Annotated in this window: 16 protein-coding genes; 9 read left to right on the top strand and 7 right to left on the bottom strand. The window is 60.2% G+C overall.

What is annotated here, in order from left to right:
* Positions 1-5 precede the first annotated feature (5 nt).
* Complete coding sequence (locus NXC24_RS05320; protein ID WP_104822358.1) at positions 6-1,013, bottom strand: asparaginase; 1,008 nt, start codon at positions 1,011-1,013, stop codon at positions 6-8.
* A gap of 179 nt (positions 1,014-1,192) precedes the next feature.
* Between NXC24_RS05320 and NXC24_RS05315 the strand changes: the two genes are divergently transcribed.
* Positions 1,193-1,483 (top strand): type II toxin-antitoxin system RelE/ParE family toxin, encoded by a 291-nt coding sequence (locus NXC24_RS05315; protein ID WP_104822357.1) that lies wholly within the window; start codon positions 1,193-1,195, stop codon positions 1,481-1,483.
* Between the two features lie 2 nt (positions 1,484-1,485).
* Positions 1,486-1,770, top strand: coding sequence for an addiction module antidote protein (locus NXC24_RS05310; RefSeq protein WP_104822356.1), 285 nt, complete (start codon positions 1,486-1,488; stop codon positions 1,768-1,770).
* Positions 1,771-1,780: 10 nt separating this feature from the next.
* Here the strand turns inward: NXC24_RS05310 and NXC24_RS05305 are convergent, their stop codons facing one another.
* Positions 1,781-2,404 (bottom strand): MarR family transcriptional regulator, encoded by a 624-nt coding sequence (locus tag NXC24_RS05305; RefSeq protein WP_104822355.1) that lies wholly within the window; start codon positions 2,402-2,404, stop codon positions 1,781-1,783.
* A 101-nt stretch (positions 2,405-2,505) separates the two neighbouring features.
* Here NXC24_RS05305 and NXC24_RS05300 point away from each other — a divergent pair, with 101 nt between their 5' ends.
* Positions 2,506-3,933 carry an MFS transporter gene (locus NXC24_RS05300; RefSeq protein WP_104822354.1) on the top strand — a complete coding sequence of 476 codons (1,428 nt, stop codon included), beginning with the start codon at positions 2,506-2,508 and terminating at the stop codon, positions 3,931-3,933.
* Here NXC24_RS05300 and NXC24_RS05295 read toward each other — a convergent pair.
* The 4 genes from NXC24_RS05295 to NXC24_RS05280 form a co-directional block, all read right to left on the bottom strand.
* Positions 3,914-4,912: an NAD(P)H-quinone oxidoreductase gene (locus tag NXC24_RS05295; protein ID WP_104822353.1), complete on the bottom strand. Its 999-nt coding sequence runs from the start codon at positions 4,910-4,912 to the stop codon at positions 3,914-3,916. The two genes, NXC24_RS05300 and NXC24_RS05295, sit on opposite strands and share 20 nt — an antisense overlap.
* A 79-nt stretch (positions 4,913-4,991) precedes the next feature.
* Positions 4,992-6,797, bottom strand: a complete 1,806-nt coding sequence (locus NXC24_RS05290; RefSeq protein WP_104822352.1) for an EAL domain-containing protein — start codon at positions 6,795-6,797, stop codon at positions 4,992-4,994.
* A gap of 209 nt (positions 6,798-7,006) precedes the next feature.
* Complete coding sequence (locus NXC24_RS05285; RefSeq protein ID WP_104822351.1) at positions 7,007-7,258, bottom strand: amino acid ABC transporter; 252 nt, start codon at positions 7,256-7,258, stop codon at positions 7,007-7,009.
* A 231-nt stretch (positions 7,259-7,489) separates the two neighbouring features.
* Positions 7,490-8,038 (bottom strand): HdeD family acid-resistance protein, encoded by a 549-nt coding sequence (locus NXC24_RS05280; RefSeq protein ID WP_104822350.1) that lies wholly within the window; start codon positions 8,036-8,038, stop codon positions 7,490-7,492.
* Positions 8,039-8,182: 144 nt separating this feature from the next.
* Between NXC24_RS05280 and betI the strand changes: the two genes are divergently transcribed.
* The 4 genes from betI (at position 8,183) to NXC24_RS05260 (ending at position 13,635) form a co-directional block, all read left to right on the top strand.
* A complete protein-coding gene (gene betI, locus NXC24_RS05275; RefSeq protein WP_104822349.1) occupies positions 8,183-8,794 on the top strand; it encodes a transcriptional regulator BetI in 612 nt (203 codons plus the stop codon).
* 1 nt (position 8,795) lies between these two features.
* Positions 8,796-10,265 (top strand): betaine-aldehyde dehydrogenase, encoded by a 1,470-nt coding sequence (betB, locus tag NXC24_RS05270; RefSeq protein WP_104822348.1) that lies wholly within the window; start codon positions 8,796-8,798, stop codon positions 10,263-10,265.
* Between the two features lie 163 nt (positions 10,266-10,428).
* Positions 10,429-12,078 (top strand): choline dehydrogenase, encoded by a 1,650-nt coding sequence (gene betA / locus NXC24_RS05265; RefSeq protein WP_104822347.1) that lies wholly within the window; start codon positions 10,429-10,431, stop codon positions 12,076-12,078.
* 195 nt (positions 12,079-12,273) lie between these two features.
* On the top strand, positions 12,274-13,635 hold the full coding sequence (locus NXC24_RS05260) for a chloride channel protein (protein WP_104822346.1): 1,362 nt from the start codon (positions 12,274-12,276) through the stop codon (positions 13,633-13,635).
* A 10-nt stretch (positions 13,636-13,645) separates the two neighbouring features.
* Here NXC24_RS05260 and NXC24_RS05255 read toward each other — a convergent pair whose 3' ends face one another.
* A complete protein-coding gene (locus tag NXC24_RS05255; RefSeq protein WP_104822345.1) occupies positions 13,646-14,092 on the bottom strand; it encodes an Rrf2 family transcriptional regulator in 447 nt (148 codons plus the stop codon).
* Positions 14,093-14,581: 489 nt separating this feature from the next.
* On the opposite strand from NXC24_RS05255, the gene NXC24_RS05250 reads away from it, so the two are divergent.
* Both NXC24_RS05250 and cysD read left to right on the top strand, forming a co-directional pair.
* Positions 14,582-15,319, top strand: coding sequence for a phosphoadenylyl-sulfate reductase (locus tag NXC24_RS05250; RefSeq protein WP_104822344.1), 738 nt, complete (start codon positions 14,582-14,584; stop codon positions 15,317-15,319).
* 130 nt (positions 15,320-15,449) lie between these two features.
* Positions 15,450-16,403: a sulfate adenylyltransferase subunit CysD gene (gene cysD, locus NXC24_RS05245; protein ID WP_104822343.1), complete on the top strand. Its 954-nt coding sequence runs from the start codon at positions 15,450-15,452 to the stop codon at positions 16,401-16,403.
* Position 16,404 lies beyond the last annotated feature (1 nt).

Below are 16,404 nucleotides of genomic sequence, written 5' to 3'. Positions count from 1 at the left end.
GCGTTTTATGCCGCCAGTGCGGCCGCGGCTCTGATGTCGCCGACATGGATGCCGTTCCAGTTGCTGAGCGCCCTATTGGCCATTCCCATCAGACCGGCATGGACGTCACTGTCTTTTTCAAAGAAGCGGGCGAGCGCGGCTGCAACCATGGTTTCTGCTGCGCGGGCACTGCCATCATCGCATTTGACCGCAATCGCGACGCCCTGTTCAGGAATTGCTGCACAGAATACGCCTTCGGCGCCGGTCTTGGCGAAGATGCGGCTGGGGGCGACCTGCATCAGCTTGGTGCAGGCGCGGCCGGTGCCGGCAACATAGAAGGGTTCAGCCATGCAGGCTTCGAACAGGCGGCGCGAGGCCTTGGCGCGCAGCGGCTCCAGGCCGTTGCCCGTCGCCATCTTGGCGAAGCCATGCGCCAAGCTTCTGAGCGGCACGGCGTAGTTCGGGATCGAGCAGCCGTCGGTGCCGCAATTGTCGTAACCAAGCGGCGTTCCCGTCAGGCTTTGCATCGTCTCGCGGATCTGCCGCTGCAGCGGATGGTCGTAGCCGACATAGCCTTTGGGATCGATATGTTGATGGCAGCAGGCGCAGATGAAGCCGGAGTGTTTACCCGAGCAGTTGTTGTGCAGCGCCGACGGCTTTCCGACCGTGCGCGCCTGGTGGATGATCGCCTTCTGCTCGAAAGACCAATGTGCGCCGCATTCCAGCGCGCTGACGTCCCGCCCGGCGCGGGCGAGCATGGAGGCAGCCAGCGCCACATGCGCGTCTTCGCCGCTATGCGAGGAGCAGGCCAGCGCCAATTCCGTGTTGCCAAAGCCATAGGCATCCGCCGCACCGCTTTCTACCAGTGGCAAAGCCTGCATCGCCTTGCAGGCAGAACGCGGAAACACACCACTCTCAATGTCGCCGAGCGACAGCACCAACGTCCCATCGCCATCGACGACGGCAACCGAACCGCGATGACGGCTCTCGACGAGATTTCCACGGGTGATTTCGACGCAGACGGGATTGGACATGATCGGAAGCGCTCTTTGATTTGCGGTATACGCTACTGATAGCCGCTGCGCAGAGGATTGCCAACCGGCTCAGGAATCGATGACCGTTGGCCGCCACCTCCTTCATATCATCTGGGTTCAATACCGATAGCTTTGTGTATTATAATTGACAGTGAAATTCTGTGTATTATAGTACACAAATGATCGAAATCCGTCAGACCGCTGAGTTCGCTGAGTGGCTTGGCAAAATCAAAGATATCAACGCGGTTGCTCGTATCCAGGTGAGGATTCGTCGCCTCTCGCTTGGAAATCCCGGCGATGTAAAGCCTGTCGGCGAAGGCATCAGCGAACTTCGCATCGATTACGGCCCGGGATATCGGCTTTACTATCATAAACGCGGCCAGGAACTCGTTCTGCTCCTATGCGGTGGCGACAAGAGCACTCAGAACGCCGATATTGCAAAGGCTAAAGCACTCGCGAAGGAGGCTTGATCATGGCACTCGAAACCAAACCTTGGGATCCGACGGAACATCTGGACAGTCCTGAAGCCATTGCAGCCTATGTCGAAGCGGCATTCGAGGACGGCGACCCTGCACTTATTGCCGCAGTCATCGGTGACGTCGCCCGTGCCCGCGGCATGACGCAGCTCGCAAAGGAAGCCGGGGTCAGCCGCGAAACGATCTACAAGGCCTTCAGCGAAGGCGGTAATCCGACACTGGAAACGCTATCAGGCGTCATTCGCGCTCTCGGTTTGAAATTGACTGTACGGGCAGCATAGCCGTTTCACTTCAGAGCGCTCGAATCCGGTAGGCACAGCGCCGCGCGCCGAGGAGGATGTGCTCTTCCCGCTCCACGCTTGCCCCAAGTGTCGCACGGAAGGTCTCGAGTTCCGAGCGGCAGAAGCCGACGCATGCGGTCGCGGCAGCGCAGATGGGACAATGGTTCTCCACCAGCACCAGCGAACCGTCCTCTTCCGGCCAATAATCCGCCATATAGCCCTCGCGCGTGCGGATGGCCGCAAGCATCGCGACGCGCGATGGTAGATCGGCGGAGACGTCGATCTCGCTGCGGTAGCGCTTTAAGGTCTCCGCCTCGCGGGCGGAAATGACCGCATCGACCGCACCCTGCCCCAACTGCTTGGCCATGGTCGTCAGCAGTGTCGCGGTCAGATCGGCATGGCCGTCTGGAAACTGGCGGCTGCCGGCGGCCGTCAGGTGCCAGAACTGCCGCGGCCGGCCCCTGCCGGATGCTGATTCCGTCACTGGCTCGACCAAGCCCTCCTCTCCCATCTTCGTCAGTTGCTGGCGTGCCGCTTCCGACGATATGCCGAGCGCATTACCGATCGTCGATGCGAGCTGTGGGCCGTCGGTTTTCAACAGGATCGAGATACGATTGACGGGCGATTGGCGCATTTTTCCAAGTTTTTTCTTGTTTTAATTTCGAGACTGTGTGATTTTCCAATTTATAACTTGGAAAATAATTATTCGCTAGGGAAAATGCCGAGGATCATCCGATGTCGAGCATCCAAAATGCAGATTCATCCCGCTCTACCTCTCTCTTCACCCTCTTCTCACCTGAGTTTCTGGCACCAACCCTGATGCTCGGCGGCGGCGTCGCCCTCTATGCCGTCGAATCCTATATCACTGCGACGATCGCGCCTTCCGTCGTTCGCGATATCGGCGGCCTGGAGCTGTTTTCCTGGATGACGACGCTTTTCGTCGCCGCCGGCGTGCTCGGCTCGATCACCGTTGCGACACGGCCGAGAGGCATAGGCCTGCGCGCGGTCTATGTCGCTGCGGCGCTGATATTCGGAGTGGGAAACCTGATCTGCGCCGCCGCGCCGGCGATGCCTGTCGTGCTGGCCGGACGCGCCGTACAAGGCTTCGGCGTCGGCATGCTCGCGGCCCTCGCCTATGCCTTTGTCCGCTTCGTCTACCCCGAGCCGCTGTGGCGCAAGGCCTCCACACTCTATGCCGCACTATGGGGCGTGGCGACGGTGCTTGGGCCAACGCTCGGCGGATTGTTTTCCGCCGGCAGCGCATGGCGCGAAGCCTTCATTATCCTCGTACCGGTGGCAGGCATCATGGCTTTTTCGGCGCGATGGCTGCTGCCGCGCGTCGAGGACGACCGCGCGGAGGGAAAACCGCCATTGATCCAGATCGCGCTTCTGCTCACCGCGGTCCTGCTGATGAGCCTTGCCGGCACGAGCGATCACGGATCGACGAAGATCCTGCTGATCGGCCTCGCTGTCACCTTCATCGCGGCGATGCTGGTCCTCGAGCGCAAGAGCAAAACGAGGCTCCTGCCGAAGGACGCCGTCATGCTCGCAAGGCCGATCTCCCGGCTTTATCTGATGATGTTCGCGATGATGATGGTACTGACAAGCGACATCTATATCCCTTACTTCCTGCAGAGCATGCACGGTGTCGCGCCGCTGGCGTCAGGCTATCTCGTCGCGCTCGTGGCGCTCGGCTGGACCGCGGCCGCCTTCATCAGCGCCTCGTTTTCGGGGAAGCAAGCCGCCCGTGCCATCATCGTCGGCAGCGTGCTCGAAACCGCCGCCACCGCTTCACTGATCGCCTTTGTAGCCCGAGACAATCCGACTGGAGAGCTCGTTTGGCTTGCTCCCACCGTTGTCGCCATGTTTCTGATGGGTTTCGGCGTCGGTCTTGGCTGGGCGCATCTGATCGCAGGGATCATCCGCCTTGTCGGCGGTGCCGAGCAGGACAAGGCTTCGGCGGCCATTTCGATGGTGCAGTCGCTCGGCGGCGCGTTCGGCGCTTCGCTGGCGGGCGTGATCGTCAACAGCGCCGGACTTGCCGACCCCGGCGGCATCGCCGGTAGCGTGTCTGCCGCCACCTGGCTTTATGCGTCTATGGCGCTGCCGGGCCTCGTTGCCGTCACCGTCTCGTTCACCCTCATCAGGCCAGCTTCAGCATGATCTTGCCGATGTGATTGCTGGTCTCCATCAGCTTGTGCGCCTCGACGACGTCTTCGAAGGCAAAGGTTCGGTAAATGACGGGCGCGACGGTCCCTTCATCAAGCAGCGGCCAGACCTGGGAGTGGAGATCGTCGCGGATGGCGCGCTTTTCTTCCGCCGTGCGCGGGCGCATGGTCGAACCGGTGACCGTCAGGCGCTTGACCATGATTGGCTGCAGATTGGCCTTCTCGACCACCGCGCCGCCAAGGAAGGCGATGATCGACAGGCAGCCATCCTTGGCGAGGCAAGCCAGATTCTTCTCGAAATAGGCAGCGCCGATCATGTCGAGGATGGCATCGACCCCATGGCCGGTTTCCGCCTTGATGACCTCGGCAAAGTCTTCCTCTTTATAGTTGATGGCCCGCTTCGCGCCGAGCTTCTCGCAGGCTTCGCATTTCTCCTTCGAGCCGGCGGTGGCGTAGACCGTGGCGCCGAAAGCGTGCGCGAGCTGGATCGCCGTCGTGCCGATTCCGCTGGAGCCGCCGTGGATCAGGACGCTTTCGCCTTCGGTAAGGCCGACCATCTGGAAAAGATTGGCCCAGACGGTGAAGAACGTCTCGGGCAGCGCCGCCGCGCGAACGGCGTCGTAGCCATTTGGAAAGCGCAACGCCTGGCCGGCCGGGAGAACGCAATATTCGGCATAGGCGCCGCCATTGGCGAGGCCGCATACCTTGTTGCCGATGGCGAATTCCGTGACGCCACGTGCGACATCGACGACTTCGCCGGCGATTTCCAGGCCAAGGATAGGGCTTGCGTCCTTCGGCGGCGGATAAATGCCCTGGCGCTGGGCAACATCCGGCCTGTTGACGCCGGCCGCCTCGACGCGAACGAGGATCTCGCCGTCCTTGAGCACCGGCAGAGGCCTGCGGGCAATCGTCATGACCTCGGGAGCACCGAAGGATGGCAAATCCACAAAACGCATTTCAGACGGCAAGTGCATGGCTCGTTCTCCTCTCCCAGCAAAGCAGTGGAGATAGTTTAGCGCATGCTGCCTGAAAAGAAGCCGGTATGGGAGGGCGTCAATTCGTCTCGCCCAGACTCAAATATGCCACGCCGATTTTGTCTTCCTTCGCCTTTGCCTTGATGCCGGCAATCGAGGTGCTGACGCGGCTGATATCATCGATGACCAGCCCTTCGGGCAATGCCAGGATGCCTATGGAGCAACGCATTAGCGGGAACAACGCCTCCGCGCCGCTGCGGTCGTGCCCGCGGATGCGGCCGGCGGCGCGGTCTTCCGCCGAATAGAATTCCAGGACGTCGGCGTGGAAATCGGTAAGCAGCCGATCCAGAACCTCGCGCAGTTCGTCAACATTCCAACCCGTCACGCCGATGAAGAAATCGTCGCCGCCGACATGGCCCAGGAAATGGCGCTCGGCGAAAAAGTAGCGCCGCATCAGCGCCGCAAACAGCGAAATGGCATGGTCGCCGAGATGGAAGCCGTAGGCATCGTTGAACGGCTTGAAATTGTCGAAATCGCAATAGCAGAAGTGCCTGATCTCGTCGCCGTCGCGACCGGCATTCTGCATGAAATTATGAATGGCGCGATTGCCCGGCAGGCCGGTCAGCGGATTCTGATCCTGGGCAATTTTGAGCTGCTTCTCATTGATGACCTTGATCAGCGACGCGGCCGAGACAATGCCGGCATAATGCGTACCCTCGGTGACGATCAGGCAGTTGCTGCTTTCCATATTGGCAAAGATCGTCATCAGGGTATCGGCGTCGGAATCCAGACCGACGATCGGTGCCATCTCGACGAAATGCGAGATCGAACGTTCATAGACTTTGTTCTTCAGCAGGTCGCGGCCGAAGGGCTGATAGATATATTCCTTGAGCCGGTATTCGTGAATGATGCCGCGCGGCTCGCCGTTGGCATTGACGACCGGAAAATAGGCTCGCCGTGGATTTCGGCGGAAGAGTTCGAAAACGCTGTCGATGCTGTCATTCTCGCGGATGGTCGGCAACACTTCGATCTGTTTGCGGATGAGAATTTCGTCCAGCGATTGGCTGTTGCGGACCATTTTGCCGAGATCCTGTAGATGCGGGAAGCTGGGTTTCAGCTCGTTGATCAGCGTCGTCGGCCGGGCAATGAACCAGCCCTGGACGAGATCGACACCGAATTCGCGGCAAACCAGGAACTCCGCTTCGGTCTCGATGCCTTCGGCGATGACGCGCGTGCCAAGGACATGTGCGATATGGACGAGGTTTCTGAGAATGTGACGCTTGCGGGCGTTGCGATCGATATTGGCGACGAAGTGCCGATCGATCTTGAGATAGTCGACGGGATAGTCCGATAACAGCTTCATCTCGCCGTGACCGACCCCGAAATCGTCGATCGCAAGCTTGAAGCCGGCGTCGCGCATTTTGGCGACCAGATCGCAAAATTCCGGCACGCTGGTATTGTCGAAGCGCTCGGAGAATTCGAAGCAGACAGAGGACGGCGCGATGCCGGCCTTCTTCATGTGCTGCAGCAAACCGTCGACCAGCATTTCGCCCTGCGGGATCAGCCGGACATCGAGATTGAGGAAGAGGGTTGCGGTTCTGGCATTGGCAAGGGTCGCAAATTTCGCCAGTGCCCGGCTCGTCACCATCTGTTCCAGGCCCAGGAGCTGGCCGGTGCGCTCGGCCTCGTCAAGGATTTCGATCGGGCTGTCGAAGCCGATGCGCTCCTGCCCGCGCATCAAGGATTCATAGCCGAAAACCGCGCCTGTGCCTGTCTCGACGATCGGCTGGAAAGCATTTTCGATAACGAGCTTGGCGAGCGTAACAATCTGGTCACTAGCATACCGGCGCAATGCACCCGGCTCGATGGCGGCAGTCAGGGACATGCCCCTCTCCACTTAAGAATTTTAGATCTAAGTTTTGCGTAAAACTTTGGATTTCGTCGGATTTTCGGCTCAAGATGCGTCACAACGGTCAACGAAACCTTTCCCCCATATGAAAGTTTCGTGAATGGTAAAAGGGTGTTAACCCATGGCCAAGCCGCCTCGATCCAGGGGCGGCCGGTCATCTCCTGGCGGATGTTGTGGTTCTCCGCTCAGTTATGCCGGCGTCGTTCCGCCTCGTAATCAGCGAACATGTCGGCAACGCAGCGGCTGCTCTTCGCGACGCTATCGGGATCATTGGCTGCGTGGGGCACATCGCAGATCTCGCCACGCTTGCGCGCCGCATCCCACATGCGCAGAGCCTCGCGCACGACCTCGCTACTCGAAGCATACGTTCCGGTGTCAACAGCCGCGCGGATGCCGGCAGCCTGAAGCGGAGAGATGGAAACCGTTACCATCGGCATGATATTTCTCCCTTTTTAGTTCTTTAGAAAAACTCTTTGCTGGAGATATATTCCAATGCATATTGTCGGAGCTTCGAAGGCACATCTCAATAGATATGCATGCTCAGATAACTGCGCCTGCCGTAACGTCAGCTAAGCGCCACTCCGCTCCTCCACGGAAGCCTTCAAAGAGTAACGCCGCTCACACTTCTTGTCAAAAGTAGTAGTTCGTTACCCTCTCGTCACCCGCCGCTACTGCCTAAGAGCGAAGCCGAAGGCCATCAACGTCCAACCTTGAAATATAAGGTCGACCGCGAGGAACAGGCCGAGAACCCAGAGGCTGTTGAGCGGCCAGCCAACAGCGATGGCAATGCCGGCGAGTGCCGTCACCACCCCGCCGATGACAATCCATATCCAACCCGGTTCCGGCTTCACCTTGCGGCCGACCCAAACGCGAAAGGTGCCGGCTATGAGCAACGCGACGGCAAGAAACAGCGTCAGCGCTTCGGAGGCGAGCAAGGGATTGGCGAAGGCAAGAAGACCAGCGAGCGTATAGAGCAGGCCGCTGAGCACCCAGAACAGAATATGCTCCCATCCTCGGACCTGAAAGGCGTGCGCCAGGTGAATGACGCCTCCGATCAGCATCAGCATGCCGACGTAATAGACCGATACGACAGTCGCGATGAAAAGATTGCCAAATGCGATCCCGCCGCAAATGAGCAGAAACACACCCAGCGCAACGAACCATCCCCATTTGCCGCGCACAGCGGATGGCGGAACTTCCTCCAGAACATTGACCATGACTGCACCTCCTCGTTCCCGGGGGTATGATACAGGATGTATCTCGGAAAGCAGCAGATTCTGTTGTCGGTCAAATCGGCTCTAATTTTTTGTTGATTGATCAGTCAATCAAAAATATAATCACCGCCAGCTCAGGGGTGATATATGCCGAAAGTCGGGATGGAACCGGTGCGCCGCAAGGCGCTTGTGGATGCGGCGATGCGCGTGATCGGCGATCACGGCTCGCTGACCGTCACCATGTCCGAAATCGCCAAGCAGGCAGGAGTATCTCCCGCCCTCGCCCATCACTATTTCGGCAGCAAAGAACAGCTTTTGATCGAGACCGTCAGGAGTCACTTACAGCGCCTGCGCGACAGCGTGGTGACAGCGCTGAGCTCGGCAAAGACGCCCCGAGACAAACTGTCCGCCATCATCCGCGTCAGTTTCCAGGCCGATCAATTCGCGCCGGAGACGATTGCCGCCTGGCTCGCCTTCTATGCCGAGGCTCAGCGTTCCGAGGAGACGCGCCGCTTCCTCGTCATCTACGCAAGGCGGCTGCGCTCCAACCTGCTTGCCAACCTCAAGGCGCTGTGTTCGGGCGAAGACGCAGAACGCATCGCCGAGGGCGCTGCTGCGATGATCGATGGTCTCTATATCCGTCAAAGTCTGAGATCGGCGCCGATCAGCATCGAAGCGTCGATTGCGCTTACCGAAGATTACATCAACGCTCTGCTTGCGCCGCTTTCCCAAAAGGCCGCCCTTCAAAAGGACCGATAAAATGACCCTCAAAGCCCAGCCGAAAGCCTCGCATTTCATCGATGGGGAATATGTCGAGGACACCGACGGCACCGCCATTGAAAGCATCTATCCCGCGACCGGTGAAGTTATTGCCCGGCTACATGCGGCAACTCCCGCCATCGTCGAAAAAGCGATCGCCAGCGCCAAACGCGCGCAGCCGGAATGGGCGGCGATGAGCCCGACGGCGCGTGGTCGCATCCTGAAACGCGCCGCCGAGATCATGCGCGAGCGCAACCGCGAGCTTTCCGAACTGGAAACGCTCGACACCGGCAAGCCGATCCAGGAGACGATCGTCGCGGACCCGACCTCGGGCGCCGACAGTTTCGAATTCTTCGGCGGCGTGGCCGCTGCCGGCCTCAACGGTTCCTACATCCCGCTCGGCGGCGATTTCGCCTATACCAAGCGTGTGCCGCTCGGCGTCTGCGTCGGCATCGGCGCCTGGAACTATCCGCAGCAGATCGCCTGCTGGAAGGGCGCGCCGGCGCTGGTCGCCGGCAACGCCATGGTGTTCAAGCCCTCCGAAAACACGCCGCTCGGCGCGCTGAAGATTGCCGAGATCCTGATTGAGGCCGGCCTGCCGAAGGGGCTCTATAACGTTATCCAGGGCGACCGCGAAACCGGGCCTCTACTGATCAACCATCCCGACGTTGCCAAGGTGTCGCTGACAGGCTCCGTGCCGACCGGCCGCAAGGTCGCCGCATCGGCTGCGGGAAGCCTGAAGCACGTCACCATGGAGCTCGGTGGCAAGTCGCCTCTGATCGTCTTTGACGACGCCGATCTCGACAGCGCCATCGGCGGGGCCATGCTCGGCAATTTCTATTCGACCGGCCAGGTCTGCTCGAACGGCACGCGCGTCTTCGTCAGCCGGAAGATCAAGTCCGAATTCCTGAAGCGCCTGAAGGCCCGCACCGAGGCCATGGTGATCGGCGACCCCATGGACGAGGCAACGCAAATCGGCCCGATGGTGTCCTGGGCGCAGCGCGAGAAGGTGCTGTCCTATATCGAGAAGGGCAAGGCGGAAGGCGCGACGCTGGTCGCCGGCGGCGGCATTCCCAACAATGTCGCCGGCGAAGGCTATTACGTACAGCCGACCGTTTTCGCAGATGTCACCGACGACATGACGATCGCCCGCGAAGAGATTTTCGGCCCGGTGATGTGCGTGCTGGATTTCGATGACGAGGCAGAGGTGATCGCTCGCGCCAACGCCACCGAATTCGGCCTTTCCGGCGGCGTCTTTACCGCCGATCTCACTCGCGCGCACCGCATCGTCGACCAGCTCGAAGCCGGCACGCTATGGATCAACACCTACAACCTTGCCCCGGTGGAAATCCCCTTCGGCGGCTCCAAGCAATCCGGCTTCGGCCGCGAAAACTCGCTGGCGGCGCTGGAGCATTATTCCGAGCTGAAGACGGTCTATGTCGGCATGGGGCCGGTGCAGGCGCCTTATTAACGCAACATCGCGGCTCAACCCCGCCCTTCGAGGCCGCCTGCGGCGGCACCTTAGGGTGAGGTCGAGAACAACCAATCGCAAACGCAGACGATGATCCGCCTCGTCCTGAGGTGCTCGCCAAAGGCGAGCCTCGAAGGATCGGGGCGGCCACACGGAGACAAAAATGCAGGCAGATTTCGTCATCATCGGCTCAGGTTCCGCCGGCTCCGCCATGGCCTATCGGCTGTCGGAAGACGGTAAGCATTCGGTCATCGTATTGGAATTTGGCGGCAGCGATGTTGGACCCTTCATCCAGATGCCGGCGGCGCTTGCCTGGCCGATGAGCATGAGCCGCTACAATTGGGGTTATCTCTCCGAGCCGGAGCCGCAGCTCAACAACCGGCGCATCACGGCGCCGCGCGGCAAGGTCATTGGTGGCTCGTCCTCGATCAACGGCATGGTCTATGTCCGCGGTCACGCGGAGGATTTCAACCGCTGGGAGGAGCTTGGCGCTAATGGCTGGGCCTATGCCGATGTGCTCCCCTATTTCAAGCGGATGGAACATTCGCATGGCGGCGAAGAGGGCTGGCGCGGGACCGACGGCCCCTTGCATGTGCGGCGCGGCGATGCCCGCAATCCGCTGTTCCATGCCTTCATCGAAGCCGGCAAGCAGGCGGGCTTCGAGGCGACCGAAGATTATAACGGCGGCAAGCAGGAAGGCTTCGGCCTGATGGAACAGACCACCTGGGCCGGCCGGCGCTGGTCGGCGGCGACCGCCTATCTGAAGCCGGCGCTGAAGCGGCCGAATGTCCAACTGATCCGTTGCCTCGCCCGCAGGGTGGTGATCGAAAACGGCCGTGCGACAGGCGTCGAAATCGAACGCAGTGGCAAGATCGAGATCGTCAAGGCGAACCGCGAGGTCATCGTCTCGGCCTCCTCCTTCAACTCACCGAAGCTGCTGATGCTCTCCGGCATCGGCCCTGCGGCGCATCTACAGGAGATGGGCATCGAGGTGAAAGTGAACCGGCCGGGCGTCGGCGCCAATCTGCAGGACCACATGGAATTCTATTTCCAGCAGACCAGCCTGAAGCCGGTTTCGCTCTATTCCTGGCTGCCCTGGTACATGCAGGGCATCGCCGGCGCGCAGTGGATGTTCTTCAAATCCGGCCTCGGCACTTCCAACCAGTTCGAAGCCTGTGCCTTCGTGCGATCTGCGCCGGGGGTCAAGCAGCCCGATATCCAATATCACTTCCTGCCGGTCGCCATCAGCTATGACGGCAAGGCGGCGGCGAAGAGCCACGGATTCCAGGCGCATGTCGGCTATAACCTGTCGAAATCGCGGGGTGCCGTGACGTTGCGCTCCTCTGACCCCAAGGCCGATCCCGTCATCCGCTTCAACTATATGAGCCATCCGGAGGATTGGGAAAAATTCCGCCATTGCGTGCGCCTCACACGCGAAATCTTCGGGCAAGAGGCCTTCAACGAATATCGCGGCCCGGAAATCCAGCCAGGCCCAGACGTCCAGACCGATGACCAGATCGACGCCTTTTTGCGCCACCATCTGGAGAGCGCCTATCACCCTTGCGGCACCTGCAAGATGGGCTCGAAGGACGACCCCATGGCCGTGGTCGACCCGGACACCCGCGTCATCGGCGTCGATGGCCTGCGCGTCGCCGACAGCTCGATCTTTCCGCACATCACCTACGGCAATCTCAACGGTCCTTCGATCATGACCGGCGAAAAAGCTGCCGACCATATTCTCGGCAAGCCAAGGCTGGCGCGATCGAATCAGGAGCCGTGGATCAACCCGCGATGGGCGGTGAGCGATCGGTAACCGTCGATGGGCTTCAGTGATAATCCTCTTCCCGCTGATGCCGGACGGCAAGGACGGTCACCGTCGTGTCAGTCAATGCGGGTCTGAGGTGAACGACCGTAACACAGTTTGACTATCGCGATCTTTATCCTGCGGTTAAACGTTCGGACCTAAAGTGCAGCGTCACGATTTGATAGTCCGTCCGGCTCGAAATCCATGCCCCCTATCTACCGCAAATCCAAACTCCTCCGCCGTTCTCGTGTTTTCTGGGGTTCGATCCATCTCTGGCGGCCGCGGCTGGTGTTTTGGACTGGGGCTCTGGCGATCGGAGTAATCAGCGTCGGTTTCGCCAAGCTGGCCGACCTGGCGCAGCGCGCCTTTGCCGGAGTGATAAGTTCCGGAGAATGGACCTCTCTGTTGCCGCTCGTCATGACGCCGCTCGGCTTCGTGCTCTCAGCCTGGCTTGCGGCGACACTGTTTCCGAATTCTCAAGGCAGCGGCATTCCGCAGGCGATCGCGGCGCGGCATCTGCATCATGACGAAGACCGCACGAAGCTGCTGTCGCTTCGGCTTGCCTTTGGAAAGATCGTGCTGACCATTCTCGGGCTGTTCTGCGGCGCCTCGATCGGCCGCGAGGGACCGACGGTGCAGGTGGGCGCCTCCTTCATGCTGGCGGTTGCCCGCTTCGGCGGCATGGCGCAGGCCAAAGGCTTGATCTTGGCGGGTTCGGCCGCCGGCATTGCCGCCGCCTTCAACACACCGCTCGCCGGCATCGTCTTCGCCATCGAAGAGATGAGCAGGACCTATGAATCGCGTGCCAATGGTCTGGTACTCACTGCAGTTATCCTCTCCGGCCTTGCCGCCCTCGGTCTCTCCGGCAGCTATAATTATTTCGGCACAGCCAATGCCGCTCCGGCCGCACTTGCGGATTGGGCGCTCGTCCTGATCTGCGGCATCGGCGGCGGCGCGCTTGGGGCAGCTTTCAGCGGTTTTGCGCTATATGCCGGCATACGCGTTCGCCGGTGGGCACAACCGCAGCCTCTCAAGCGCATGCTGATGCTTGCCGGTTGCTGTGGCCTGGTGGTTGCCGCGATCGGCGTCACGTCCGGCGGCAGCACGTTCGGCACCGGCTATGACCAAGCGCGCGGCGCTGTGGAAGGACATGCCCTGCCCCTGCTGTTCTTCGTCGAAAAACTGCTGGCAAGTTTCCTGTCGATGATATCAGGCATTCCAGGCGGCATTTTCGCGCCGTCGCTCGCCGTCGGCGCCGGTTTCGGCAGTACGATCGGCACTCTCATTGGCAGCAGCATCGCATTGGCGGCGATCCTTGGCATGGCGGGCTATTTCGCAGGCGTGGTGCAGGCGCCAATGACGGCCTTCGTCATCATCCTGGAAATGACAGGCGACCATCAGGCCGTCATTCCGATCATGGCGGTGTCGATGATCGGTTATGTCACCTCGCGCCTCCTATCGCGCGAACCGCTCTATCATGGGCTCTCGCGCGTTTTCATCGCCGCGGCGATCCGGGCGCGTCGGACAATCGAGAAAGAAGCTGGCGAAGAGCACGCCGCCGGCTGAAAAGCCCCACTCAGGCCAGCAGCCGCGTGACCTCGGCGTTTTCCGGCAACGCCACCGCATCGGCGATAGTTGTCGAGAACAGGACCTTGCGGGTGGCGTCAGCGACCCTGGCGAAAACATGGCGGATTTCGCAGGTCTGTTCGCCATCGCAATCGTCGCAGCGACGATAGGCGGTGATGGAAAGACAGGGTAGCGGCGCGATCGGCCCGTCGATGATGCGCAGGATCTCGCCGAAGGTGATTTCATTCGCCGGCTTGCGCAGGAGATAACCACCCTGCTTGCCGCGGCGGCTGATGACGATGCCCTGATGTTTCAGGTCGAGAAGGATCTGTTCCAGAAATTTCTTCGGGATTTTCTGCTGCGCGGCAATATCGGAAATCATCATCGGCTCGCCCGCCTCGGTCTGAGCCAGAGCAGACAGCGCCCGCAACGCATATTTTGCTTTTTGAGTGATCATTTCGAACCGTCTACACACACATACGATGCGCTCACCCGATACATCCGGCCACATCGTTTCGGAACTTTCAACACTTTCACCAAGCTTCCATACGCATCAATATGTAGACCGCGAATAGCTTGGCATCGCTGGCAACCCAGCCTTGTTTTCATTCTGTCATTTTATGTCAGCAGTTTAGGACAAAATTCGGCCTTCCGCATCTTTTTGACCATCACTTCCGATTTCCGTTTGACAAGCCGCGTGTAACCCTACTATTTCTATAGACATTAAAGCAAGCACTTAGATATGACTAGTCTTATCGGTGCTGCCACGCCGGCCTTCCGCAGAGGGCAAAACGTCTTGGTTAACAGCCGAGGCGGTCGGTTTTCCGCATGGACGTGGCTTCATGGAGATATTTGCTCTCTATTCCCTTGCTTTCGAAATCCATTTTTCTGTCCGCTCCGCTGACAAGCTGCGATACTCCGGGGCAATATCAGGACAGGACTCCCTATGACTGCCATCACTCTTATCGAAGAAGCCGGAACGCTGAACAGCCGGTTGGCGTCGCTTGATCTCGCCGGCCGTCTGTCTCTGGTCGCCGGCCTCGGCGGCCGTGCCGTCTTTACGACCTCCCTCGGAATCGAAGATCAGGTCATCACGGCGGAGATCGGCAATCACCGCCTGCCGATCGAAGTTGCAACGCTGCAGACCGGCCGCCTTTTTCCCGAAACGCTGGCGTTGATCGACGAAACCGAAAGCCAATACGACATCCGCATCAGCCGCTACGAGCCGGAGCAGGCCGATATCGATGCCTATGCGGAAAAGTATGGCCTCAACGGTTTCTATGAGAGCGTCGAAGCCCGGCATGCCTGTTGTGGCGTGCGCAAGCTCAAGCCGCTTGCGCGAGCACTTTCCGGCGCCACGATCTGGGTCACCGGCCTGCGCCGCGGCCAGTCGGCCAATCGCGCCGATACGGCTTTTGCCGAATACGATCCCGAGCGCAATCTCATCAAGGTCAACCCGCTTGCCGATTGGGACATCGATGCGATCCGCGCCTATGTCGCCGACAACAGCGTGCCGGTGAACCCGTTGCACCAACGCGGCTATCCCTCTATTGGCTGTGAACCCTGCACTCGCGCCATCAAGCCGGGCGAGCCCGAGCGGGCCGGTCGCTGGTGGTGGGAAAACGATGAGAAACGCGAATGCGGCCTGCATGTTCAGGAGGAAGCCGCAGTCGCTGCACAGTGACGTATCCCGCCGGTTCCCGGCATCGGTATGAGGCGCAGCTCAACCTGCCGCCAGCCTACCGGGAACCAAACATATCCTATTCTTCCGGCCAGCCTCCCGGTCGGGACTATCTGAAGTTCTGGAGTTAGAAATGCCCGATAGCCGTCCGGATACGGAACTGTCCAATCCGCAGAGCACCAAGCCGCCGCTCGATCCGCATTTGAAGGCGCTGGAAAACGAGTCGATTCATATCTTCCGCGAAGTGGCGGCCGAATTCGAGCGTCCAGTGATGCTGTATTCGATCGGCAAGGATTCCTCCGTGCTGCTGCATCTGGCCCGCAAGGCCTTCTATCCCGGCCGCGTGCCCTTCCCGCTGCTGCATGTGAACACCGGCTGGAAATTCGCCGAGATGATCACCTTCCGCGACGAGATCGTGAAGAAATACGATCTCGATCTGATCGAGCACATCAATCCGCGCGGCAAGGCCGAAAACATCACACCCTTTACCCACGGCTCGGCACGTTATACCGACATCATGAAGACCGAAGCGCTGCGCCAGGCGCTCGATGCCGGTCAGTACGACGCCGCTTTCGGCGGTGCGCGCCGCGACGAAGAGGCTTCGCGCGCCAAGGAACGCATCTATTCCTTCCGCACGCCGGACCATCGCTGGGATCCGCGCAACCAGCGCCCGGAACTCTGGAACATCTATAACGGCCAGATCCGCAAGGGTGAGAGCGTCCGCGTCTTCCCGCTGTCGAACTGGACCGAGGTCGACATCTGGCGCTACATCCAGGCCGAAGACATTCCGATCGTGCCGCTCTATTTCGCCGAGAAGCGCCCTATCGTCGAGCGCGACGGCATGATGATCATGGCCGCCGATCCGCGGCTTGAACTGCTGCCGGGCGAGGTCAAGCGCGAGGAAGTCATCCGTTTCCGTACGCTCGGCTGCTTCCCGCTGACGGGCGCGATCCGCTCCACTGCCACCACACTCGAAGATGTTATTGCCGAGCTGGAAATCGCCACGGTTTCCGAACGACAGGGCCGCGCCATCGACCGCGACCAATCCGGCTCCATGGAAAAGAAGAAGCGTGAAGGATATTTCTGAG

The sequence above is a fragment of the Rhizobium sp. NXC24 genome (assembly GCF_002944315.1).
Taxonomy (GTDB): Bacteria; Pseudomonadota; Alphaproteobacteria; order Rhizobiales; family Rhizobiaceae; genus Rhizobium.
This window is presented reverse-complemented; position numbering and strand designations above follow the sequence as displayed.

Bases quoted from the DNA above. Each gene is read 5' to 3' on its own strand.
- cysD (WP_104822343.1), top strand. From the start codon at position 15,450: ATGCCCGATAGCCGTCCGGATACGGAACTGTCCAATCCGCAGAGCACC.
- betA (WP_104822347.1), top strand. From the start codon at position 10,429: ATGCAGGCAGATTTCGTCATCATCGGCTCAGGTTCCGCCGGCTCCGCC.
- NXC24_RS05300 (WP_104822354.1), top strand. From the start codon at position 2,506: ATGTCGAGCATCCAAAATGCAGATTCATCCCGCTCTACCTCTCTCTTC.
- NXC24_RS05255 (WP_104822345.1), bottom strand. From the start codon at position 14,092: ATGATCACTCAAAAAGCAAAATATGCGTTGCGGGCGCTGTCTGCTCTG.
- NXC24_RS05260 (WP_104822346.1), top strand. From the start codon at position 12,274: ATGCCCCCTATCTACCGCAAATCCAAACTCCTCCGCCGTTCTCGTGTT.
- betI (WP_104822349.1), top strand. From the start codon at position 8,183: ATGCCGAAAGTCGGGATGGAACCGGTGCGCCGCAAGGCGCTTGTGGAT.
- NXC24_RS05290 (WP_104822352.1), bottom strand. From the start codon at position 6,797: ATGTCCCTGACTGCCGCCATCGAGCCGGGTGCATTGCGCCGGTATGCT.
- NXC24_RS05320 (WP_104822358.1), bottom strand. From the start codon at position 1,013: ATGTCCAATCCCGTCTGCGTCGAAATCACCCGTGGAAATCTCGTCGAG.
- NXC24_RS05315 (WP_104822357.1), top strand. From the start codon at position 1,193: ATGATCGAAATCCGTCAGACCGCTGAGTTCGCTGAGTGGCTTGGCAAA.
- NXC24_RS05280 (WP_104822350.1), bottom strand. From the start codon at position 8,038: ATGGTCAATGTTCTGGAGGAAGTTCCGCCATCCGCTGTGCGCGGCAAA.
- betB (WP_104822348.1), top strand. From the start codon at position 8,796: ATGACCCTCAAAGCCCAGCCGAAAGCCTCGCATTTCATCGATGGGGAA.
- NXC24_RS05305 (WP_104822355.1), bottom strand. From the start codon at position 2,404: ATGCGCCAATCGCCCGTCAATCGTATCTCGATCCTGTTGAAAACCGAC.
- NXC24_RS05295 (WP_104822353.1), bottom strand. From the start codon at position 4,912: ATGCACTTGCCGTCTGAAATGCGTTTTGTGGATTTGCCATCCTTCGGT.
- NXC24_RS05310 (WP_104822356.1), top strand. From the start codon at position 1,486: ATGGCACTCGAAACCAAACCTTGGGATCCGACGGAACATCTGGACAGT.
- NXC24_RS05250 (WP_104822344.1), top strand. From the start codon at position 14,582: ATGACTGCCATCACTCTTATCGAAGAAGCCGGAACGCTGAACAGCCGG.
- NXC24_RS05285 (WP_104822351.1), bottom strand. From the start codon at position 7,258: ATGCCGATGGTAACGGTTTCCATCTCTCCGCTTCAGGCTGCCGGCATC.